We start from the raw sequence: 21,691 nt of genomic DNA on the forward strand, positions 1-21,691 counted from the left end.
CCGCGGCCCATGGCACAGCGCGCCACCAACCTTTTCAGCCTGGCCCGCCAGGCGTTGTCGCACCACCGCAACTGGCCCCGTCTGTGGGCCGCCGCCGAGCCCAGGCGGCACTATCAGGCGATCATCATCGGGGCCGGCGGGCATGGTCTGGCGACCGCCTACTATCTGGTCCGCGAGCACGGCCTGAGCGACGTGGCGGTGATCGAGCGTGGCTGGGTGGGCGGCGGCAACACCGGCCGCAACACCACCATCGTGCGCTCCAACTATCTGTGGGATGAAAGCGCCCACCTCTACGAGCACTCCCTGAAGCTGTGGGAGGGCCTGACCCGCGAGCTGGACTACAACGTGATGTTCAGCCAGCGCGGGGTGCTCAATCTGGCCCACACCGTGCACGATGTGCGCGAGGCCAAACGCCGGGTCAACGCCAACCGGCTGAACGGCATCGACGCCGAGTTTCTTGATCGCGACGGGGTCAAGGCGGTCTGCCCGGGGCTTGATGTCAGCCCGACGCGGCGGTTTCCCATCCTCGGGGCGACCTGGCAGAAGCGCGGCGGGGTGGCCCGGCACGACGCGGTGGCCTGGGGCTTTGCCCGCGCCGCCAGCCGGCTCGGCGTGGACGTCATCGAGAACTGCCCGGTCGAGGGCTTCCTGATCGACAACGGGGTGTGCAAGGGGGTGCGCACCGGCAAGGGCGAGATCACCGCCGACAAGGTGGGCATCGTGGTTGCCGGGCAGTCCTCGGTGCTGGCCGGGATGGCCGGCTTCCGCCTGCCGGTGACCAGCCACCCCCTGCAGGCCATGGTCAGCGAGCCGATCAAGCCGGTGGTGCCCTGTGTCGTCATGTCGGGGCAGGTGCATGCCTACGTCAGCCAGTCGGACAAGGGTGAGTTGGTCCTTGGGGCCGGCATCGACCGGCGCAACGGCTACGGCCAGCGGGGCAGCTTCCCGGTGCTGGAGCAGGAGGCGGCGGCCCTCCTTGAGTTGTTCCCCGCCTTCAGCCGTCTGCGCCTGATGCGCAGTTGGGGCGGCACGGTGGATACCTGCCCCGATGCCTCGCCGATCATCGGCAGGACCCCCATCGACAACCTGTTCATCAACTGCGGCTGGGGCACCGGCGGCTTCAAGAGCACCCCGGGCTCGGGCTGGGTGTTTGCCCACACCCTGGCCACCGGCCAGCCCCACCCGCTGAACGCCCCGTTCTCGCTGGACCGCTTCACCAGCGGGGCGCTGATCGACGAACACGGCGCCGCCGGAGTCGCCCACTGACGCCGCCGGCGTCTCGCCCACTGACGCCGCCGGCGTCTTGCCCACTGACGCCGCCGGCGTCTCGTCCACTGACCCAGGAACCCCTCCCATGCTGCGTATTTCCTGCCCCTGGTGCGGCCCGCGCGATGAGACCGAGTTCGGCTACGGCGGACAGGCCCACCTGAAGCGGCCCGACAATCCCGAGGCGCTGGATGATGCCGCCTGGGCCGAGTTCCTGTTCCTGCGCGACAACCCGGAAGGCCCGTTCGTTGAGCGCTGGGTGCACAGCCACGGCTGCCGGCGCTGGTTCAACGCCGTGCGCGACACCAAGACCGACCGCGTCATCGCCACCTACCGCCCCGACGAGACGCCGCCCGAGGCGGCCAAAATGGTCCTCAAGGGCCAGGAGGGCGGCCGATGAGCACCGATCTGTTCCGCATCCCCCCCGAGTTGGCCAGCCCGCTGGAGGACATCGACCGCGCCCATCCGGTGGCCTTCCGCTTCGACGGCAAGCGCCTTCGCGGGCGGGCCGGCGACACCCTGGCCTCGGCGCTGCTCGCCAACGGGGTGCATCTGGTCGGCCGGGGCATCAAGTACCACCGTCCCCGGGGCATCGTGGCGGCCGGGGCCGAGGAGCCCAACGCCCTGGTCCAGGTGGGCCAGGGAACGCGCGGCGAGCCCAACCTGAAGGCCACCCAGGTGGCGCTCTTCGACAACCTGAGCGCCGCGCCGGTGAACGTCTGGCCGTCGCTGAAGTTCGACGCCCTGGCCGCCAACGAGCTGCTGTCGCCGCTGATGGTCGCCGGCTTCTACTACAAGACCTTCAAGGAAGGCCCGGCAAGCTGGTGGGACCGCGTCTATGAACCGCTGATCCGCCGCGCCGCCGGCTGGGGCAAGGCGCCGCCGGGGCCCGACCCGGACACCTACGAGCACACCCATGCCCATTGCGACGTGCTCGTCATCGGCGCCGGCCCGGCCGGGCTCAGCGCCGCCAAGGCCGCCGCCGAGAGCGGGGCGCGGGTGATGGTGCTGGAGGATGACGCCCGCCCGGGTGGCCATCTGCTGGCCCGGCCGCGCCGCGTCGACGGCAGGCCCGGCCACCAGTGGGCCGCCGAGACGGCGGCCGCCCTGGCCGCCCATCCCGAGGTGCGGCTGCTCACCCGGACCACCGCGTTGGGAGTCTACGCCACCGCCCATGTCACCGCCGTGGAGCGGCTGACCGACCACCTGGGCCCGGGCGCCCCGGGGCCGCGCCAGCGGCTGTGGCACATCCGGGCCGGGCGCATCGTGCTGGCCAGCGGGGCCCACGAGCGGCCCCTGGTCTTCGCCGACAACGACCGCCCCGGGATCATGCTGGCCGGCGCGGTCGGCACCTATGTCCACCGTTACGGGGTGCTCCCCGGGCGCCGGGCGGTGATCCTGACCAACAACGACAGCGCCTACGAGACGGCGCTGGCCCTGCTCGATGGTGGCGGCTCGGTGGTGGCGGTGCTCGACACCCGGCGCGAGCCCTCGGGGCCCCTGGTCGAGGCGGTGCGGGCGCGCGGCGTGCCGATCCGCGCCGGCTACGGCATCACCGGCACCACCGGACGCGGCCGGGTGAAGCGGGTGTGGATTTCCCCGCTCGCCGAGGACCTCTCGCCGCGCATCGCCGAAACTACCCTGGACTGCGATCTGGTGGCGGTCTCCGGCGGCTTCTCGCCGGTGGTTCATCTGTGGAGCCAGGGCCAGGGCAAGTTGGCCTGGGACGACCGTCAGGCCTGCTTCGTGCCCGACCCGGCCCGCCCGGCGGTGGAGCCGATCAGCGTCGCCGGCGCCGCCAACGGCTGTTTCGAGCTGGCCGAGATCCTGGCCCAGGGCGCCAACGCCGGGGCCGAGGCGGCGCGCGCCGCCGGGTTCACCGCCAAGGCGACCACCCCCCCGGGGGTCGAGGCGCCGCCGGCCACCCCGCCGGCCCCGATCTGGCTGGTGCCCTCCGACAAGCCGCCCGGCGAGGGGGTGGGCAAGCACTTCGTCGATCTCCAGAACGACACCACGGCGGCCGACATCGCCCTGGCGGCGCGCGAGGGCATGACCTCGGTCGAGCTGATGAAGCGCTACACCCTGGCCGGCTTCGGCACCGACCAGGGCAAGACCGGCAACATCAATGCCTTGGCGATTCTGGCTCACGAACTGGGCAAGCCCATTCCCGAGGTCGGCACGACCACCTTCCGGCCGCCCTACACGCCGCTCACCTTCGGCGCCATGGCCGGGCGTCAGGTGGGGGCGCTGTTCGCGCCGGAGCGCGTCACCCCGATGCACGACCGCCACCGGGCCCGGGGCGCGGTGTTCGAGGACGTCGGCCCGTGGAAGCGGGCCCGCTACTATCCCGAAGGCGGCGAGGACATGGACGCCGCCGTGGCCCGCGAATGCCGGGCGGCGCGACAGGCGGTGGCGGTGCTCGATGCCTCGACCCTGGGCAAGATCGAGGTGGAAGGGCCGGATGCCGCCGCCTTCCTCGACCGGGTCTACACCAACACCCTGTCCACCCTGGGCGTGGGACGCATCCGCTATGGCCTGATGCTGAACGACGACGGGCGGCTGATGGACGACGGCACGGTGACCCGTCTGGGCGAGGATCGCTACCTTCTGACCACCACCACCGGCGGCGCGGCCACCGTGATGGACTGGCTGGAGGAGCTGCACCAGACCGAATGGCCGGAGCTTGACCTGCACCTGACCTCGGTCACCGACCGCTGGGCGGTGGCCCAGGTGGCCGGCCCCAAGGCGCGCGATCTGCTGGCCGAGCTGGCCCCCGACATGGACCTGTCGGCCCAGGCGCTGCCCTTCATGCGCTTCGTCGAGGGCACGGTGGCCGGGCTGCCGGCCCGGGTCTTCCGGATCAGCTTCACCGGCGAGCTGAGCTTCGAGGTGGCGGTGCCGTGGTCGGTCGGTGGGGCGCTGTGGGACGCCCTGTTCAAGGCCGGCGGGAAACACGGCCTGACCCCCTTCGGCACCGAGGCGATGCATGTCTTGAGGGCCGAGAAGGGCTTCATCATCGTCGGCCAGGAAACCGACGGCTCGGTGACGCCGCTCGACCTGGGGCTGGACTGGGCCCTGGGCAAAAAGAAGGGTGATTACATCGGGCGCCGCTCGCTGGCCCGGGCCGATCTGGCCCGCGACGACCGCAAGCACCTGGTCGGCCTGCTCACCGAGGACCCGGGCGAGGTGCTGGAGGAGGGGGCGCAACTGGTCGATGACCCCGATCAGGCGCCGCCCATGACCATGGTCGGCCACGTCACCTCGAGCTACATGAGCCCCACCCTGGAGCGCTCCATCGCCCTGGCCCTGGTGGCGCGCGGCCGCCAGCGGATGGGCCAGACGGTGCATGCGCCGCTGGCCGATGGGCGGGTGGTCAAGGCGACCATCGTCGACCCGGTGTTCTACGACAAGGAAGGGAAGCGCCGCGATGGCTGACCAGAAGAAGCCGGCCAGCAAACGCCAAGCCGGTAAATCGCAGGCCGGGGGCGGCGCCAAGGGCACGGGCAGCCGCAAGACCGGCACCGCCAGCAAGCCGGCCGCCAAGGCTCCGGCCAAGCGGGCCGCCGCCGACAGCCCAACGGCCAAGGCGGGGGGCGCCAAGCCGGCCGCGAGTAAACCGGCCGCAAGCAAACCGGCGCCTGCCCAAGCCGGTCCGGCCAAGGCGGCCCCGGCCAAGTCAAGCCCGGCGGAGTCTCCCAAGGTCGCCGCCACGCCGGTCCCGACCCTGCCGGCGGCGCTTCGGGAAAGCCCGCTGTCGGCCCTGGCCGGCGACATCGCCGCCGCCGGCGGTCCGACGGTCAAGCTGGCCGAGGTCCCGTTTCCGGCCCTGGTCGGGGTGCGCGGCAAGCCCACCGACACGGCCTTCCTGTCGGCGGTGAGGAAAGCCCTGGGCGCTGATCTGCCGACCACCCCCAACACCACCGCCGCCTTCAAGGACGGGGTGACGGCGGTCTGGCTGGCGCCCGACGAGTGGCTGCTGATCGGCCCCGACGGCGCCCAGGCGGCGTTGCTCGAAGCCCTCGGGCCGGCCCTGGCCGGGGTCAAGGCGGCGACCCAGGTGCTCGACCTGACCGACGCCCAGGTCTGCCTGGACCTCACCGGGCCGCAGGCGGCCGACGTGCTGGCCAAGGGCTGTGGCCTGGACCTGCATCCCCGGGTCTTCGCCCCGGGCGCCGCCGCCCGGACCCTGCTCGCCCAGGCCCCGGTGCTGCTGATCGCGCTTGACGGTGCGCCCGGCGGCTTCCGCCTGCTGACCCGGGCCAGCCTGGGGCGCTATCTGGCCCACTGGCTGCTCGATGCCATGCAACACCTGCCCGAGGCAGCCTGAGCGGCGGCTCTCCAAGGTCCTGTTCGGCTGCGCAATGAAGCTTATTTTACAATGCGTTGCCGGGGCTATCGTGGGGCATAACTTCAGGTTATAGGTTGACTCTCCGCCCTGTCGACGGAGACCGGCATGACCTTGAGCCAGGCCCAGATACGCGCCTTCAACGCGGTGGTTCACCACGGCGGCTTCACCGCCGCCGCCACCGCCCTGGAAATCAGCCAGCCGGCGGTGACGGCGCAGGTGCGTCAGTTGGAAGAGGCCTATGGGGTCAGCCTGTTTGAGCGCCTGGGGCGCGAGGTGCGCCTGACCGCCGTCGGCGAACAGCTCTACCGTCTGACCGGCCAGGTGGCCGACCTGGAGGAGGCCGCCGACAGCCTGCTGAAAGGCCAGGAGGTGCTGGCCGGGCAGGTTGTGAAGATTTCCACCGCCACCCCCCAGCTCTGCATGCCCCTGGTCGCCGCCTTCGCGGCGCGCCATCCCCGCACCAAGATGGAAGTGACCCTGGGCAACAGTGGCGAGGCGGTGGCCCGTCTGCTGGACAGTGCCGCCGATGTGGCCATCGCCCCGGTGCTGCATCAGGATGAGCGGCTGTCCAGTCTCATCCTCGACCATCAGCACCTGTGCGTGGTCATGCCGATCGAGCACAGGCTGGCCCTGGCCTCGCGGGTGACCCTGGAGATGGTCACCGCCCACCCGCTGATCCAGCGCCTGGGGCCCTCGGCGACCCAGCGGCTGGTCGACAAGGTGCTGAAGGGGCGGGGCTTACGAACCCGCACCTCGCTGTGGCTGAGCACCCGGGAGGCGGTCTACGAGGCGGTTGCCGCCGGCCTGGGGCTGGCCCTGGTGCTGCACCGCGACTGCCCGCCGGACAGCCGCCTGTACCTCAGGCGGCTGGCTGATGTGGAGGAAACGGTCACCGAGCGTCTGGTCTGGGTGACGCGGCGCGCCCGGCTGCCCGGCGTGCGGGCCTTCATCCGTCTGGCCGAGGAAGAAACCGCGCTGGCCGGCGGCCTGTCGCCGGCCGCCGATCCGACCAGGGCGGACCCTCCCTCCCTGGTCAGCCGGACCGGCTGAGGCGGAGGTCTCTCGCCCCGGCTGTCACCACAACGTCGCGGCCGGTCTTACGACACCGCATCCTCTGTCTTACGACACCGCGGCCTGCTTCTGCTGGCGGTCGCGCTGGCGGGTGGTCCAGTCGCGGACCTGGCGTTCCATGGTCTGGAAGGCGTCGCGCAGGGCGATCAGGATGTCCTCGTTGACGTTCACGTCCTTGGGGTCGCGCTTGACCACCAGCTCGTCGCCGGGCACCGAGATGAAAATGCTGATGTGGTAGGGCTCCCCCTTCTTGTGCAGGTGCGAGGTATTCTTGTGGTGCACCTCGATGACCACCCGGCAGCCAGTGATGCGGTCACTGAACTGCTCCAGCTTGGCCACCTTCTCGCGCACGCGCTCTTCGATGGCGTCCGACTTGTCGAGGCCATGAAAGGCGATCTGCAAGGGGATCTGCATAAGTCTCTCCATCGTGCGGGGGGCGGGTCGATGCGGCGTGGCCGGGAGCGGCCGTTTGCCGTGTCGCGATCCGAACGGACAACCCGCCGGTCCTCGGTCAAAAACATCATCGGGCCGGTGCTGCCGCGCCCCGGTGGCCCGATCCTTGGGACGCGAAATATCAGTGTAACCCTCGATTCCGGGTGATGCAAAGGAACTTGGTGGGCCGGCGGGGGCTTGTCATCGGGCCGTTCAGGGGCCATATGTGCCGCCGTTTTTCGCCACCCCCCGACCCACGTCGAGACGAAAGGACCCAGCCCGGCCATGAGCAGCACCACCCCGGAGGCCCCCGAGGATCTGCGCTTCGAAGCCGAAGTGACCCGCATCCTGGATATCGTGGTCAACGCCCTTTATTCGGAGAAGGAGATCTTCCTGCGCGAGCTGATCTCCAACGCCTCCGACGCCTGCGACCGGCTGCGCTACCAGGCCCTGACCGAGCCCCACCTGACCGAGGGCGACGCCGACTTTCGGGTCGAGCTTGAAATCGACAAGGCGGCCCGCACCCTGACCGTGCGCGACAACGGCATTGGCATGAACCGCGATGATTTGATCGCCAACCTGGGCACCATCGCGCGCTCCGGCACCGGCGAGTTCCTGAAGCGGCTGAGCGGCGATTCCAAGGCCGACATCAGCCTGATCGGCCAGTTCGGCGTGGGCTTCTACTCGGCCTTCATGGTCGCCGGCCGGATCGAGGTGCTGACCAGGAAGGCCGGCGAGGATCAGGCCTGGCAGTGGGCCAGCCAGGGCGACGGGCGCTTCACCGTCGGCCCGGCCGGCAAGCCGGCGCGCGGCACCGAGATCACGCTGCACCTGAAAGAGGGCGAGGACGAGTTCCTGGAAGCCCAGCGCCTGCGCCACATCGTCAAGACCTACAGCGACCATATCGCCATTCCGGTGGTCCTGAAAGCCGCCGCCGAACCGCCCAGGGAGGGCGAGGACGCGCCCACCGACGAGACCCTCAACACCGCCTCGGCCCTGTGGACCCGGCCCAAGAGCGAGATCACCGAGGAGCAGTACAAGGAGTTCTATCACCACGTCGCCCACGGCTTCGACGACCCCTGGCACACCCTGCACCTGAAGGCGGAAGGGGCGATCGAGTACACGGCGCTGCTCTTCGTGCCGGGCACCAAGCCGTTCGATCTGTTCCAGCCGGAGCGCAAGCCGCACGTCAAGCTGTACGTCAACCGGGTGTTCATCACCGACGACTGCGAAGGCCTGCTGCCGCCCTACCTGCGCTTCATGCGCGGCGTGGTCGACAGCCCCGACCTGCCGCTGAACATCAGCCGCGAGATGCTGCAGAACAATCCGGTGCTGGCCAAGATCCGCACCGGGTTGGTCGGGCGCATCCTCTCCGACCTCAAGAAGCGGGCCGAGGACAAGGAGGCCTACGCCACCTTCTGGGCCGCCTTCGGCGCGGTGCTCAAGGAGGGCCTCTACGAGGACTTCGCCAAGCGCGACGAGATTCTCGACCTGTGCCGTTTCCGCACCACCAACGGGTCCGGGCTGGCCAGTCTGGCCGAGGTGGCCGGGCGCCTGAAGGAAGGCCAGAAGGCCATCTACTACCTGACCGGCGACGACCCCGAGGCGCTGATGCAGAGCCCGCAGATCGAGGGCTTCAAGGCCAAGGGCATCGAGGTGCTGCTGCTCACCGACCCGATCGACGAGTTCTGGGTCAGCTCGGTCGGGACCTATAAGGAGCATCCCATCAAGTCGGTCGCCCAGGCCGGCAAGGACCTCTCGGAGATCAAGGGCGAGGCGGCCGACGAGGCCGAGGAGAAGGCCGAGGAAGCGCCCGAGGACAAGATCGCCGGTCTCATCGGGGTGATGAAGACGGCCCTCGGCGAGGCGGTGAAGGAGGTCCGCGCCTCCGAGCGGCTGCGCGAAAGCCCGGTCTGCCTGAGCAGCGACATGGACGGCATGAGCCTGCACCTGCAACGCCTGCTCAAGGCCCACAATGCCGACGCCCCGGAGACCCCGCGGGTGCTCGAGATCAACCCCCGCCACCCGATCATCAAGGCCCTGGCCGAGCGCGCCGAGGCCACCGCCAACGACGCCGAGGTGGGCGAGGTGGCCCACCTGCTGCTCGATCAGGCGCGCATCGTCGAGGGGGAGGCGGTGCCCGACCCGGCGGCCTTCGCTCGGCGCCTGTCCAAGGCCCTGGAGCAGGGCCTGCTGGGCTGATCGCCCCACCGCGCGCCGGCGCCGGGCGGCGGAAAACAAGGAAAAGGCCCGGTCGCGCCGACCGGGCCTTTTTTGCGCAAGCCGTCAGGGGGGATGCCCTAAACGTCGTCGAGGTCCAGCGTCAGGCCGCGCTGGCGGGCGCAGGCGATCAGGGTGTTGCGCAACAGCACGGCGATGGTCATCGGGCCGACGCCGCCGGGCACCGGGGTGATGGCGCCGACCACCGGCAGGGCGCTCTCGTAGTCCACGTCGCCGACCAGCCGGGTCTTGCCCGGCTCGGCGTCCGGGCGGTCGTCGGGGATGCGGTTGATGCCGACATCGATCACCGTCGCCCCGGGCTTGAGCCACTCGGCGCCGACCATGCGCGGACGGCCCACGGCGGCGACCAGGATGTCGGCGCGGCGGGCCACCGCCGGCAGGTCGCGGGTCCGCGAATGGGCCACGGTGACGGTGGCGTTGGCCCCCAGCAGCAACTGGGCCATCGGTTTGCCGACGATGTTGGAACGTCCCAGGACCACGGCCTCCAGGCCGTCCAGCTTGCCCAGGCGGTCCTTCAGCAGCATCAGGCAGCCGAGCGGCGTGCACGGCACCAGGGCCTCCATGCCACTGGCCAGCCGGCCGGCGTTGACCGGGTGGAAGCCGTCCACGTCCTTGGCCGGGTCGATGGCCAGCAGGATGCGCTCGGCCCGGATGTGGCCGGGCAGGGGAAGCTGGACCAGGATGCCATGCACCGCCGGGTCCTGGTTCAGACGCTCGACCAGGGCCAGCAGGTCGGCCTCGGTGGTCGCCTCGGGCAGGGTGTGGTGGAACGAGGCCATGCCCGCTTCCTCGGCCTGCTTGCGCTTGTTGCGTACATAGACCTGGCTCGCCGGGTCCTCGCCGACCAGCACCACGGCAAGGCCGGGGCGCACGCCGTGCCGGCGTTCCAGGTCGGCCGTGGCGGCGCCGACCCGGGTTCGCAAGGCGGCGGCGAAGGCCTTGCCATCGATGCGCTTGCCGGTGTCGTCCGGGGTGTCGGCCTGGCTCATCGGCGGTCCTTTCCAAGCAGGGGGGGCAGGCGGCGCATCAACTCCTCTGGCGCGCCGGCCAGATGCAGGGTCTTCAGGCGGTCGCTCTGCCCGGCGGTGATGGTGATCGCCGACTTGGGCAGATCAAGGCTCTTGGCCAGCAGGCGGACCAGGGCGGCGTTGGCGGCGCCATCGGCCGGCGGCGCGGTGACGCTGCATTTCAGCAGGGCCCGGCCGTCGGCGTCGGCGGCGATGGCGCCCAGGGCGTTGCGCGAGGCCCGCGGGGCCAGCTTGACGCGCAGCCGGACGCCGTCCCCGGCCGGGCTGATCGGCAGATCGTCCACCAGAGGTCGTCTTACATCATCGCGTAGTGGATGTTGGCCAGGATGCCGCGCACGAAGACGATGGCCAGCAGCAGCACGATGGGCGACAGGTCCACCCCGCCCATGACCGGCACCACCCGGCGGATCGGCCGGAGCAGCGGCTCGGTGATGCGCCACAGCACGTTGCCCACGCTGGCCACGAACTGGTTGCGCGGGTTGATCACGTTGAAGGCGACCAGCCAGCTCAGGATGGCCGAGATGATCACCGCCCACATCAGAAGGTTCAGGGCGATGTCGAGCACCATGAAAAGCGGGCCGACGACGATGTCCATGGGGAAGCCTCCGCGAAGGGAAAACCGGGTCAGGCGAGAAGCCCCGCAACTTACGGCGCGGTGCCCGGGCTGGCAAGAGCCGGCCGGGGGGCAGAAGGGGGGTGCCGCCGGCCTTGACAGGGGCACGGCCGGTGAGCAATATCCCCCTCCCGCGCCGCCCCGGGGAAGGGGCGGCGTTGCCATGGGGCTGTAGCTCAGTTGGGAGAGCGCATCGTTCGCAATGATGAGGTCAGGGGTTCGATTCCCCTCAGCTCCACCAGATTTCCGGGAAAACCCCTCGCCGCGACCCGGCGAGGGGTTTTGCTTTGAGGGCCACCCCCCTGGCGCCCCCCTGGCGCCCCCCTGGCGCCCCCCTGGCGCCGACGCCCCCAGCGCCCTATCCTTGGCCCCATGAGCGCCGCCCCGACCACCGCCCCGTTGTTGCTGCCCGATGTGGCCCGGCCCCCCGCCGGGCCGCCGGCGCCGTTTCGGCTGGCCAGCGACTACCAGCCGGCCGGCGACCAGCCCGCCGCCATCGCCGAGCTGACCGCCGGGGTGGCCGAGAACACGCGCGATCAGGTGCTGCTCGGCGTCACCGGCTCGGGCAAGACCTTCACCATGGCGCACGTCATCGCCAACAGCGGCCGGCCGACCCTGATCATGGCCCCCAACAAGACGCTGGCGGCCCAGCTTTACGGCGAGATGAAGTCCTTCTTCCCCGACAACGCGGTGGAGTACTTCGTTTCCTTCTACGACTACTACCAGCCCGAGGCCTACATCCCGCGCTCGGACACCTACATCGAGAAGGACTCGGCGATCAACGAGCAGATCGACCGCATGCGCCACGCCGCCACGCGCTCGCTGCTGGAGCGCCGCGACACCATCATCGTCGCCTCGGTCAGCTGCATCTACGGCATCGGCGCCGTGGAGAGCTACGCCCGCATGACCATCGCCTTGGAGGTCGGCCAGGAGATCGACCGCAAGGTCCTGTTGAAGGGGCTGGTGGAACTGCAATACGCCCGCAACGACAACAATTTCGTGCGCGGCGCCTTCCGGGTGCGCGGCGACGTGGTGGAAATCTTCCCGGCCCACCTGGAGGACCGCGCCTGGCGGGTCAGCCTGTTCGGCGACGAGATCGAGCGCATCGACGAGTTCGACCCGCTGACCGGCGAGCGCACCCTGTCCTACCGCCAGATCACCCTTTACCCGAACAGCCACTACGTCACCCCCAAGCCCGCCCTGTCCCAGGCCATCAAGGACATCAAGGTCGAACTTAAGGCAAGGCTTGAAGATCTTCAGGCCAACGGCCGCCTGCTCGAGGCACAGCGCCTGGAGGAGCGCACCCGCTTCGATCTGGAGATGCTGGAGACCACCGGCTTCTGCAAGGGCATCGAGAACTACTCGCGCTACCTGACCGGCCGTCGCCCCGGCGAGGCGCCGCCCACCCTGTTCGAGTACCTGCCCGAGGACGCCCTTTTGATCGTCGACGAGAGCCACGTCGCGGTGCCGCAGATCGGCGGCATGTTCAAGGGCGACTACAACCGCAAGAGCACCCTGGCCGAGTTCGGCTTCCGCCTGCCCTCGTGCGTCGACAACCGCCCCTTGCGGTTCGAGGAATGGGAGGCCATGCGCCCCTTGAGCGTCTTCGTCTCGGCCACCCCCGGCGACTGGGAGATGGAGCGCACCCAGGGCGTGTTCGCCGAGCAGGTGATCCGCCCCACCGGTCTGATCGACCCGGTATGCATCGTGCGCCCGGTCGAGCATCAGGTCGACGACCTGCTGGCCGAGGCCCGCGACTGCGCCGCCAAGGGGCAGCGGGTGCTGGTCACCGTGCTCACCAAGCGGATGGCCGAGGATTTGACCGAGTACCTGGGCGAGCACGGCCTGAAGGTGCGCTACATGCATTCGGACATCGACACCCTGGAGCGCATCGAGATCATCCGCGACCTGAGGACCGGGGTGTTCGACGTGCTGGTCGGCATCAACCTGTTGCGCGAGGGGCTGGATATTCCCGAATGCGCCCTGGTCGCCATCCTCGATGCCGACAAGGAGGGCTTCCTGCGCTCCAAGACCTCGCTGGTCCAGACCATCGGCCGCGCCGCCCGCAACATCGATGGCCGGGTCCTGCTCTACGCCGACCGGATGACCGAAAGCCTGACCTACGCCATCGACGAGACCAACCGCCGGCGCGAGAAACAGCAGGCCTACAACGCCGCCAACGGCATCACCCCGCAAAGCATCAAGGGCCGCATCGCCGACATCCTGGGCGAGGTGGCCGAGCACGACTACGTCACCGTTTCCATCGGTGGCGGCGCGGACGACCCGGCCCATCTGGTCGGGCACAACCTGCGGGCCCACGTGGCCGAGCTGGAAAAGCGCATGAAGGCGGCCGCCGCCGACCTGGAGTTCGAGGAGGCGGCCCGCCTGCGCGACGAGATCCGACGCCTGGAATCGCGCGAACTGGAACTGCCGGCCGGCGAGGCCGGGCGCGCCTGGGGGGCCACCGCCGGGTCGGTGGCGGCCGGCAAGGGGCGGCGCGGCAAGCACGACAAGGGGGCGCGGAAGCGGCGCTGAGGCGGCGGCTGGGGCTGGTGGGTTGCTTTTGTCCTGGTATAATAATGCCCGCACCGTTTGAAGGGTTCGTGCACCTCTCCTGCCGTCAGGTTTTCCGCCTTGCCGCCGTCCGCCCCTTCGCCGACTCCTCGGCAACCCCGCCAGGATCGGCGCCTGATCTGGTTCAGCGCCCTGGTCGTGCTGCTGATGGTGACGGTCACCGCCGCCGGTTCGTTGATCGCCCTGCGCGGGGGGCGGGTGATCGGGCAGGCCGAGCAGGCCTGGTCGACGGTTGCCGAGCACACCGACCGCAAGCTGATCCTTTACGCCGACATCCGGGCCGCCTTCGGCTACGGCGGGTTCATCCATGCCTTCAAGAACCTGATCCTGCGCGGCGACCTGATGTACTACTTCACGGCGGCGCACCACATGCATCGCCTGGACCAGAACATCCACCTTTACCGCGCGCTGCCGCTGACCGAGGCCGAGACGGCCGCGCTGGACACCCTGGAAAGCACCGTCGAGCGCTATCGGGGCATGCTCGACGTGGCCTATGACCAGACCCGCGCCGGAACCCTGGGCACCCTGCTTGACCCCCTGGTCACGGTGGATGACGCGGCGGCGGTGGCGGCGCTCGATGATCTGGCCCGGGTGATCGCCGGCGAGATGGCCGCCACCCGGATCTCGGTCGGCCGCACCCTGACCCTGGGCCAGCGCCTGTTCGGCAGCCTGCCCTGGCTGATCCCCCTGAGCCTGATCGCCGTGGTGTTGACCGGGGCGTTGGTGCTTCGCCTCAACCGGGTGGTCCGTCAGGCTGAACGCCAAAGCGCTGAGTTGGCGGACAGTGAACAGCGCCTGATGACGGTCATCGAGGGCTCGATCCAGGGGCTGCTGATCCACGACGGTGACCTCAGGCCGCTGTTCGTCAATCGCTCGCTGGCCCGCATGTACGGCTATGAGTCGGCCGCCGAACTGCTGGCCGAACCAACGCTTGAACACCTGATCGCGCCGGGTCAACGCGATCAGGCACGACAGGCGCGCCAAAGCCTGCTGAACGGGGAGGTCGACGAGCTTTCCCTGCGTCTGGAAACCAGCAAACGCAGCGGCGACCTGGTCATCATCGATGCCGCCGTGCGCCTGGTGCCTTGGAACGGCGCCTGGGCAGTGCAGGCGACGATGATCGACGTCACCGCCCAGGAGTTGCATCACCAGGAACTTGAGTCGAGCCGCGCCACCATGGAGGCCCACGCCACCGAGCTGGCCGGTCTGGCCGACTCGCTGGAGTTGGCCCGCCTGGAGGCCGAGGCCCAGCGCCAGTTCCAGCACCGCCTGCTTGATACCCTGCCCAGTCCCGTCTTCTATCAGGACCCCGACGGGCGCCTGAAGCTGGTCAACCAGGCCTTCGAGGAGGCTTTCCTCGGCGACGCCATCAATCAGCCCGGTGAGCTGGGTGAACGACGGCTGGTCGATCTCCTGTCGGACGATCTGAAGACGGTGGCCATCAAGACCGACTGCCGGCTGATCGCTGCCGGTGACGACCGGGTGGTCAGCTTTGGCGGGGAAACCCTGTTCGCCGACGGCCAGATGCACCACGTGGTGGTGCGTCAGGCCCTGGTCCGCGATGCCTTCGGCACCCCCTGCGGCATCATCGGGGTGATTTCCGACATCACCGGGCAGAAGCGTCTGGAGAACGAGTTGCGCCGCATGGCCACCACCGATTTCCTGACCGGGGCCTGCAACCGGCGCCGCTTCCTTGAGATCGCCGGCCTTGAGATCGAACGGGCGCGGCGCCATGGCCGCCCCTTGAGCGTGCTGACCATGGACATCGACCACTTCAAGCAGATCAACGACACCCATGGCCACGCCACCGGCGATCTGGCCCTCAAGGCCTTCGTGGCGGCCTGCGAGGAGACCCTGCGCGGCGGCGATGCGCTGGGCCGCATGGGGGGCGAGGAGTTCGCCGCCCTGCTGCCGGAAACCGATGCCGCCGGTGCCCTGGTCCTGGGCGAGCGGCTGCGCGCCGCGGTTTCGAGGATCGACTTGAGGGGCGCCGACCGCCGCCCGGTGCCGATGACCGTCAGCATCGGGCAGGCAACGCTGAACCCGGCCGAGCCGAACCTCGACGCGCTGCTGGCCGAGGCCGACCGCGCGCTCTATCGGGCCAAGCAGGACGGCCGCGACCGGGTGGTCGGGGCCCTGGCCAGCTAGGACCGAGAGCGAAAAATCGGGAACCACTTGGGGGTTCCCGATTTTCTCGTTTAGATCGGCTCTACACCTAAAATCTAGAGCAGATCGTGCGAAATCTGAAGCGCTCCGCGATTCACATTTCGCACGATCTGCTCTAGCCGGCCAGGGCCAGGACCAAACCGGCCACCAGCGGCATGGAGAGCGCCGCCAGCAGGGTCTGGGCCGAGATCAGGCGCGCCGTCAGCGGCCCGTTGCCGCCCATCTGGCGGGCCAGGATGTAGGCCGAGGCGGCGCAGGGCAGGCCGCCATAGATGGCGACGGCGACCAGCGCCTCGCCCCGAAGTCCCAGGATCAGGGCCAGGAGCAGCGCGATCAGCGGGCTGAGGATCAGCTTCAGGGTCGCCGACAGGCCCAGGGCGGGCAGCAGCGCGGAGTCCGGGCGAGGTTCCTCGGGGGCCACCGCCAGCCCGGCGCCGACCGCCATCAGGCCCAGCGGCAGGGCGGCCCGGCCGATCACCTCCAGCGTTGGCCCGATCACCGGCGGCAGGCCCAGCCCGGACACGTTGAGGGCAATGCCGACGATACAGGCCAGGATCAGCGGGTTGGTGACGATGCCGACCAGGGTGCGGCGCAGGGCGGCCCGGCGGTCGCCGCCCGGGCCGGGTCGGGTGAGCGACAGCACGGCGACGCACAGCACGTTGACCATGGGCACCACCACCGCCACGCAGAGGGCGGTCAGGGTAATGCCGGCGGGGCCCAGCAGGCCCCCGGCGGCGGCCAGCCCGACAAAGGTGTTGGGCCGGATGGCAGCCTGGAACAGCGCCCCCCGGGCCGGTCCGTCGAGCCGTCGGCCGGGCAGCGGCGGTTCCCCCCAGCGGCGGCCCAGAATCCAGGCCAGGGCGGCGATGGCCAGGGTGGTCAGGGCGACCGCCAGGCCGACCCGCTGCCACGGCAGGCCGGCCAGATCGGCCCCGGCCAGGTTGGAGATCAGCAGGGCCGGGAAGGTCACGATGTAGGTCAGCCGCTCCATGGGCGACCACAGGGCGGCCTCGACCAGGGCGGCCTTGCGCAACACGAAGCCGAGCAGAATGACCAGGAAGACCGGCGCGATGGCCAGGGTGATGTTCGCCATGGCGGCGATCCTACACCGTGTCGTGGGGATTTGTCGCGGCCTCTGGTGGTTCCGCCGTGGGGCCGGCACAAACTGCCGGGCGGCGCCGGATGGGGCGGCAAGGATGGCCGGGTCGGGCCTTCCGCGCCAGTCCTAACCCATTGATCCGAAAGGGTGGTGGGGGCTGGCATGGGGTTTGCTGCCCGCTCTGGCGGATAACCTTGTCCCGTTCAGTCGGAGCCCACCGCCATGACCATCTGGGGTGCCTTTGCCAACGCCTCCATGGGGATGCAGGCCCAGAGCCACGCCCTGGGGCAGATCAGCACCAACGTGGCCAACATGAACACCACCGGCTACAAGAAGACCGAGACCCACTTCCAGACGGTGCTCTCGGAAAGCACCGGGGGTGGTCGGTTCGACATCTACTCGGCGCAGACCAAGGACTATCGCCGGGTCAGCTACCAGGGGCAGATCCTGGCCACCAACAGCGCCAAGGACGTGGCCCTCAACGGGCGCGGCATGCTGGTCGTCAACGACGCCTTCGACGGCAGCGGACAGACCTACTACACCCGCGACGGGGCCTTCTACGAACAGGAAATCGACGGCGATTCCTACCTGATGCAGGGCAACGGCCTGTACGTCATGGGCTGGAGCGCCGACGCCGACGGGGTGATCGACGCCACCGGCAACCTGGGGGCCATCCGCACCAACACCTTCGATCAGTTGCCCGGCCAGGCGACCTCCAACGTGCGCCTGCAGGCCAACATCGATTCCGGGGCGACCAAGGCCCAGAACTTCAGCTTCGGGGTCTACGACGACCAGGGCAACGAACAGTCGCTCACCCTGACCTGGACCCCAACCCCCGACGTGCCCAACGAATGGACGCTGGAGTTCAGCGCCGCCAACGGCACGGTCAGCGCGCCGACGGCACCGAGCCTGCCGGTGCTCACCTTCGACGGCAACGCCCAGTTGCCCGACACGACCGCCCCGGTGACGGTGTCCATCACCTGGGCCGGGGGCGGGTCCAGTTCCATCGCGGTGGATCTGGACGACATGACCCAGTACTCGGGCAAGACGGTCATCGACGTCATCGAATCGGACGGCTACGCCACCGGTCTGCTGCGCCAGACCCGGTTCGACAACGACGGCGTGCTGTACGGCATCTACAGCAACAACCAGGCCATTCCCATCGCCCAGTTGGCGGCCGCCAACTTCACCAATCCGGACGGCCTGGAAGCGACCAACGGCAACATGTTCCTGGAAAGCGAATGGTCGGGCGAGGCCGAGCTGTTCCAGCCCGGCGGCACCGGCCGGCTGGCCTCCATCGAGCCGGCCTCGCTGGAGCAGTCGAACGTCGATCTGGCCGACGAGTTCAGCCGCATGATCCTGACCCAGAACGCCTATTCGTCGAACGCCACGGTGTTCCGGACGAGCGACGAAATGGTCCAGGAAGCGGCCCAGCTGAAGCGATAGAGCAAATCCCGAGCGATCCGGAGCTGATCGGCCAAACCGGATTGCGACGACGATTTGCTTCAATATCAAGAGTCTGGAGCGTGTTGGGTGATTCACAAATCACGCAACACGCTCTTAAGGATTCGCCGCCGGGACTACGCCGGAATCACCAGGGCGTGGCGCTTCTTGCCGGCCGACAGCTTGATCTGGCCGGCCGCGTCCAGGTCCTCGATGGTGATCGGCCGGTTGGCGTCCTCGATCAGGGCGCCGTTCAGGCGCCCGCCGCCGCCGGCGATCAGCCGCCGGGCCTCCTTGTTCGAGCCGGCCAGTCCGGCGGTGACCATCAGCGCATAGGCCGGGATGCCGGCGCCCAGTTCGGCGCGCGGCACCGGCACGGTGGGCAGGGCCTCGCCGCTGCCCCCCTGCTCGAAGGTGGTTTCGGCGGTGTGGCGCGCCTCGGCGGCCGCCTCGGCGCCGTGGCACAGGGTGGTGGCGTGGTCGGCCAGCAGCTTCTTGGCCTGATTGATCTCGGCCCCGGGCAGGCTTTCCAGGCGGCCGATCTCGTCCTCCGGCAGGTCGGTGAACAGGCGCAGGAAGCGGCCCACGTCGGCGTCCTCGGTGTTGCGCCAGTACTGCCAGTAGTCGTAGGGCGAAAGGCTCTCGGGGTTCAGCCAGACGGCGCCCTGGGCGGTCTTGCCCATCTTGGCGCCCGAGGCGGTGGTGAGCAGCGGCGAGGTGACGCCGAACAGCTCCAACCCCTGGGTGCGGCGCCCCAGCTCGACCCCGTTGACGATGTTCCCCCACTGGTCCGAGCCGCCCATCTGCACCGAGCAGCCATGGCGCCGGGCCAGCTCGACGAAGTCGTAGGCCTGGAGGATCATGTAGTTGAACTCAAGGAAGGTCAGCGGCTGTTCGCGCTCCAGGCGCAGGCGTACCGAGTCGAAGCTGAGCATGCGGTTGATGGTGAAATGGCGGCCGTAATCGCGCAGGAAGGGGATGTAGGCCAGCTCGTCCAGCCAGTCGGCGTTGTTGACCATGATCGCGTCGGTTGGGCCGTCGCCGAAGGTCAGGAAACGCTCGAAGACCCGCCGGATGCCGGCCATGTTGCGCTCGATGGTGGCGTCGTCGAGCAGCGGCCGGCTGTCGTCGCGGAACGACGGGTCGCCGATGCGGGTGGTGCCGCCGCCCATCAGCACGATGGGCTTCTGCCCGCACTGCTGCCAGTGGCGCAGCAGCATGATCTGGATCAGGCTGCCGACGTGCAGGCTTTCGGCCGTGCAATCGAAGCCGATGTAGGCGATCAGCGGTGCCCGCTGGCCCTTTTCCACCTCGACCAGACGGGCGTCCAGGGCGGTCAGGTCGGTCCCCTGATTGAGATAGCCGCGCTCGACCAGGCGTCCGAGGAAGGCGGAGGCGGGGGTGAAGGCGGGCTCGGTCATCGGGGCGGTCCGTTGGGCTGGGGGGATTCGGAGCAGGGGAGGTAGCACAGCCGCCGGGCGGCGGCAACGTTGTGGGCCTTGCGGGGGCTTGACCGGCCGGGGAGGGCGCGCCAAGCAGGAAGGCCGTGCCCGTTCCATCTTCCCTTTCGCGGAGCCCCCGCCATGCCCCCATGCCCGCCGCTGAAAGCCCTCGGCCTGATGAGCGGCACCTCGCTCGACGGGGTCGATGCCGCCATCGTTGAAACCGACGGGACACGGGTGCTGGCCCTCGGCCCCAGCCTGACCCAACCCTATCCGGCCGATCTGGCCGACGACCTGCGGGCCGCCCTGGGCAGCGGCCCGCCCGATGACTCCCTGGCCGATGTGGAGCGCCGGCTGACCCTGTTCCAGGCGGCGGTGGCGAGCGGGCTGATCGATCAGGCCGGGCCGGTCGAGGTGGTCGGTTTCCACGGCCAGACCGTCAACCACCGCCCGCAGGACGGCTGGACCTGGCAGTTGGGCGATGGCGCCCTGATGGCCGCCCGCCTGGGGGTGCCGGTGGTCAGTCGCTTCCGCGACGCCGACGTGGCCGCCGGCGGCGAGGGGGCGCCGCTGGCCCCGGCCTGGCATCGCGCCCTGGCGGCTGACCTGGAACGCCCGCTGGCGGTGCTCAATCTGGGCGGGGTGGGCAACGTCACCTGGATCGGCCCCGGCGACGACGACCTGATCGCCTTCGACACCGGGCCGGGCAACGCGCTGCTCGACGACTGGGTGCGCGCCGCCACCGGGCAGCCGTGCGACCGGGATGGCGCCCTGGCCCGCGCCGGGCGGGTCGAGGGGGCCGTGCTGGGGGCGCTGATGGATCACCCCTATTTCGCCCGCCCGTGGCCCAAGTCGCTGGACCGCAACGCCTTTTCCCTGGCGCCCTTGGCGGGGATGGAGCTTGCCGACGGGGCCGCCACCCTGGCCGCCTTCACCGCCCAGGCGGTGGCCCGGGCGGTGCTCCTGTTGCCTCAGGCGCCACGGCGCTGGCTGATCACTGGCGGCGGGCGGCACAACCCGGCCCTGATGGCCGAGCTGGCGGCGCGGCTGGCCGTGCCGGTCGAGCCGGTGGAGGTGGTGGGCTGGGATGGCGACGCCCTGGAGGCCCAGGCCTTCGCCTATCTGGCGGCGCGCGCGCTGGCCGGGCTGGCGCTGTCCTTTCCCGGCACCACCGGGGTGGCCCGGCCGCTGCCCGGGGGGCGGATCAGCCGGCCGCCGCCGGGCTGAGGTCGTCGGCCAGGGCCTGATCGAGATAGGCGTCGATGCGCCCGGTCAGGATCTCCATGTGCTCGGCGAAGAAGTGGTTGGCGCCCTCGATCACGCTGTAGTCCACGGCGATGTTCTTCTGGCTGGCCAGCTTGGCGGCCAGCTTGGCGACCGCCGCCTCGGGCACCAGGGTGTCGCGGTCGCCGTGGATGATCAGCCCCGAGGACGGGCAGGGGGCGAGGAAGCTGAAGTCGTGCTGGCTGGCCGGCGGGGCGATCGAAATGAAGCCGTTGATCTCCGGGCGGCGCATCAGGAGCTGCATGCCGATCCAGGCCCCGAACGAGAAGCCGGCGATCCAGCAGGCGCTGGCGTTGGGGTTGATGGTCTGCATCCAGTCGAGCGCCGAGGCGGCGTCGGACAACTCGCCCTGGCCCTGGTCGTAGCTGCCCTGGGAGCGTCCCACCCCCCGGAAATTGAAGCGCAGCACCGAGAAACCCCGGCGCACGAACAGGTGGTACAGGTTGTAGGCCACCTTGTTGTTCATGGTGCCGCCGCGGTTGGGATCCGGGTGCAGGATCAGGGCGAGCGGGGCGTTGTCGGTGGGGCCGTGATGATAGCGGCCTTCCAGGCGGCCTTCCGGGCCGTTGAAAATCACTTCGGGCATGATGCGGTGGCGGGCTTTCGTTTTCTGGGTCGAAGCTGGTGCGGGTCGAAACTGGTGCGGGTCGAAACGGGTGTTTTGGGGGTCCGTGGCGAGGTGGC

General features: G+C 69.8%; 17 protein-coding genes and 1 tRNA gene. 11 read left to right on the top strand and 7 right to left on the bottom strand.

Features of this window, described 5'->3' with window-relative positions; genetic code table 11:
- Positions 1 to 9: 9 nt before the first annotated feature.
- From BLR95_RS05670 to BLR95_RS05690, 5 genes are all read left to right on the top strand, one after another.
- Positions 10 to 1,266 carry a sarcosine oxidase subunit beta family protein gene (locus BLR95_RS05670; RefSeq protein WP_092616785.1) on the top strand — a complete coding sequence of 419 codons (1,257 nt, stop codon included), beginning with the start codon at positions 10 to 12 and terminating at the stop codon, positions 1,264 to 1,266.
- 88 nt (positions 1,267 to 1,354) lie between these two features.
- Positions 1,355 to 1,666 carry a sarcosine oxidase subunit delta gene (locus tag BLR95_RS05675; protein WP_092616788.1) on the top strand — a complete coding sequence of 104 codons (312 nt, stop codon included), beginning with the start codon at positions 1,355 to 1,357 and terminating at the stop codon, positions 1,664 to 1,666.
- Positions 1,663 to 4,701 (top strand): sarcosine oxidase subunit alpha family protein, encoded by a 3,039-nt coding sequence (locus tag BLR95_RS05680; protein WP_092616791.1) that lies wholly within the window; start codon positions 1,663 to 1,665, stop codon positions 4,699 to 4,701. Before BLR95_RS05675 ends, BLR95_RS05680 begins: the two co-directional genes overlap by 4 nt.
- A complete protein-coding gene (locus BLR95_RS05685; protein WP_143130941.1) occupies positions 4,694 to 5,593 on the top strand; it encodes a sarcosine oxidase subunit gamma in 900 nt (299 codons plus the stop codon). Before BLR95_RS05680 ends, BLR95_RS05685 begins: the two co-directional genes overlap by 8 nt.
- A 126-nt stretch (positions 5,594 to 5,719) precedes the next feature.
- Positions 5,720 to 6,664, top strand: coding sequence for a LysR substrate-binding domain-containing protein (locus tag BLR95_RS05690; protein ID WP_092616797.1), 945 nt, complete (start codon positions 5,720 to 5,722; stop codon positions 6,662 to 6,664).
- Between the two features lie 69 nt (positions 6,665 to 6,733).
- Here the strand turns inward: BLR95_RS05690 and BLR95_RS05695 are convergent, their stop codons facing one another.
- On the bottom strand, positions 6,734 to 7,099 hold the full coding sequence (locus BLR95_RS05695; protein WP_092616799.1) for an HPF/RaiA family ribosome-associated protein: 366 nt from the start codon (positions 7,097 to 7,099) through the stop codon (positions 6,734 to 6,736).
- A 303-nt stretch (positions 7,100 to 7,402) separates the two neighbouring features.
- Here BLR95_RS05695 and htpG point away from each other — a divergent pair, with 303 nt between their 5' ends.
- Positions 7,403 to 9,319, top strand: coding sequence for a molecular chaperone HtpG (gene htpG / locus BLR95_RS05700; RefSeq protein WP_092616801.1), 1,917 nt, complete (start codon positions 7,403 to 7,405; stop codon positions 9,317 to 9,319).
- A gap of 98 nt (positions 9,320 to 9,417) precedes the next feature.
- Here the strand turns inward: htpG and folD are convergent, their stop codons facing one another.
- Genes folD through BLR95_RS05715 form a run of 3 tightly spaced genes read right to left on the bottom strand, consistent with a single transcriptional unit; the run spans position 9,418 to position 10,981 of the window.
- The gene (gene folD / locus BLR95_RS05705; RefSeq protein WP_092616803.1) at positions 9,418 to 10,347 is read right to left on the bottom strand and encodes a bifunctional methylenetetrahydrofolate dehydrogenase/methenyltetrahydrofolate cyclohydrolase FolD; all 930 of its coding nucleotides are present in this window, start codon (positions 10,345 to 10,347) and stop codon (positions 9,418 to 9,420) included.
- A complete protein-coding gene (locus tag BLR95_RS05710; protein ID WP_245689288.1) occupies positions 10,344 to 10,670 on the bottom strand; it encodes a DUF167 domain-containing protein in 327 nt (108 codons plus the stop codon). Before BLR95_RS05710 ends, folD begins: the two co-directional genes overlap by 4 nt.
- An 11-nt stretch (positions 10,671 to 10,681) precedes the next feature.
- Entirely contained in the window at positions 10,682 to 10,981 is a 300-nt protein-coding gene (locus tag BLR95_RS05715) for a YggT family protein (protein WP_092616805.1), read from the bottom strand.
- 183 nt (positions 10,982 to 11,164) lie between these two features.
- On the opposite strand from BLR95_RS05715, the gene BLR95_RS05720 reads away from it, so the two are divergent.
- The 3 genes from BLR95_RS05720 to BLR95_RS05730 all read left to right on the top strand — a co-directional run bounded on the left by BLR95_RS05720 (position 11,165) and on the right by BLR95_RS05730 (position 15,721).
- Positions 11,165 to 11,240, top strand: a tRNA-Ala gene (locus BLR95_RS05720).
- Positions 11,241 to 11,371: 131 nt separating this feature from the next.
- On the top strand, positions 11,372 to 13,534 hold the full coding sequence (uvrB, locus tag BLR95_RS05725; protein ID WP_092616807.1) for an excinuclease ABC subunit UvrB: 2,163 nt from the start codon (positions 11,372 to 11,374) through the stop codon (positions 13,532 to 13,534).
- Positions 13,535 to 13,633: 99 nt separating this feature from the next.
- Positions 13,634 to 15,721 (top strand): sensor domain-containing diguanylate cyclase, encoded by a 2,088-nt coding sequence (locus BLR95_RS05730; protein ID WP_143130942.1) that lies wholly within the window; start codon positions 13,634 to 13,636, stop codon positions 15,719 to 15,721.
- A 133-nt stretch (positions 15,722 to 15,854) separates the two neighbouring features.
- On the opposite strand, the gene BLR95_RS05735 is transcribed toward BLR95_RS05730, so the two are convergent.
- Positions 15,855 to 16,832: an AEC family transporter gene (locus BLR95_RS05735; RefSeq protein WP_092616811.1), complete on the bottom strand. Its 978-nt coding sequence runs from the start codon at positions 16,830 to 16,832 to the stop codon at positions 15,855 to 15,857.
- Between the two features lie 228 nt (positions 16,833 to 17,060).
- Here BLR95_RS05735 and BLR95_RS05740 point away from each other — a divergent pair, with 228 nt between their 5' ends.
- On the top strand, positions 17,061 to 18,284 hold the full coding sequence (locus BLR95_RS05740) for a flagellar hook protein FlgE (protein ID WP_092616813.1): 1,224 nt from the start codon (positions 17,061 to 17,063) through the stop codon (positions 18,282 to 18,284).
- Positions 18,285 to 18,418: 134 nt separating this feature from the next.
- Here BLR95_RS05740 and tyrS read toward each other — a convergent pair whose 3' ends face one another.
- Positions 18,419 to 19,702: a tyrosine--tRNA ligase gene (tyrS, locus tag BLR95_RS05745; RefSeq protein WP_092616815.1), complete on the bottom strand. Its 1,284-nt coding sequence runs from the start codon at positions 19,700 to 19,702 to the stop codon at positions 18,419 to 18,421.
- A gap of 162 nt (positions 19,703 to 19,864) precedes the next feature.
- On the opposite strand from tyrS, the gene BLR95_RS05750 reads away from it, so the two are divergent.
- A complete protein-coding gene (locus tag BLR95_RS05750) occupies positions 19,865 to 20,950 on the top strand; it encodes an anhydro-N-acetylmuramic acid kinase (RefSeq protein WP_092616817.1) in 1,086 nt (361 codons plus the stop codon).
- Here the strand turns inward: BLR95_RS05750 and BLR95_RS05755 are convergent.
- Positions 20,928 to 21,593, bottom strand: a complete 666-nt coding sequence (locus BLR95_RS05755; protein ID WP_092616819.1) for an alpha/beta hydrolase — start codon at positions 21,591 to 21,593, stop codon at positions 20,928 to 20,930. The two genes, BLR95_RS05750 and BLR95_RS05755, sit on opposite strands and share 23 nt — an antisense overlap.
- Between the last annotated feature and the right edge of the window lie 98 nt (positions 21,594 to 21,691).

Source organism: Roseospirillum parvum, assembly GCF_900100455.1.
GTDB lineage: Bacteria > Pseudomonadota > Alphaproteobacteria > Rhodospirillales > Rhodospirillaceae > Roseospirillum > Roseospirillum parvum.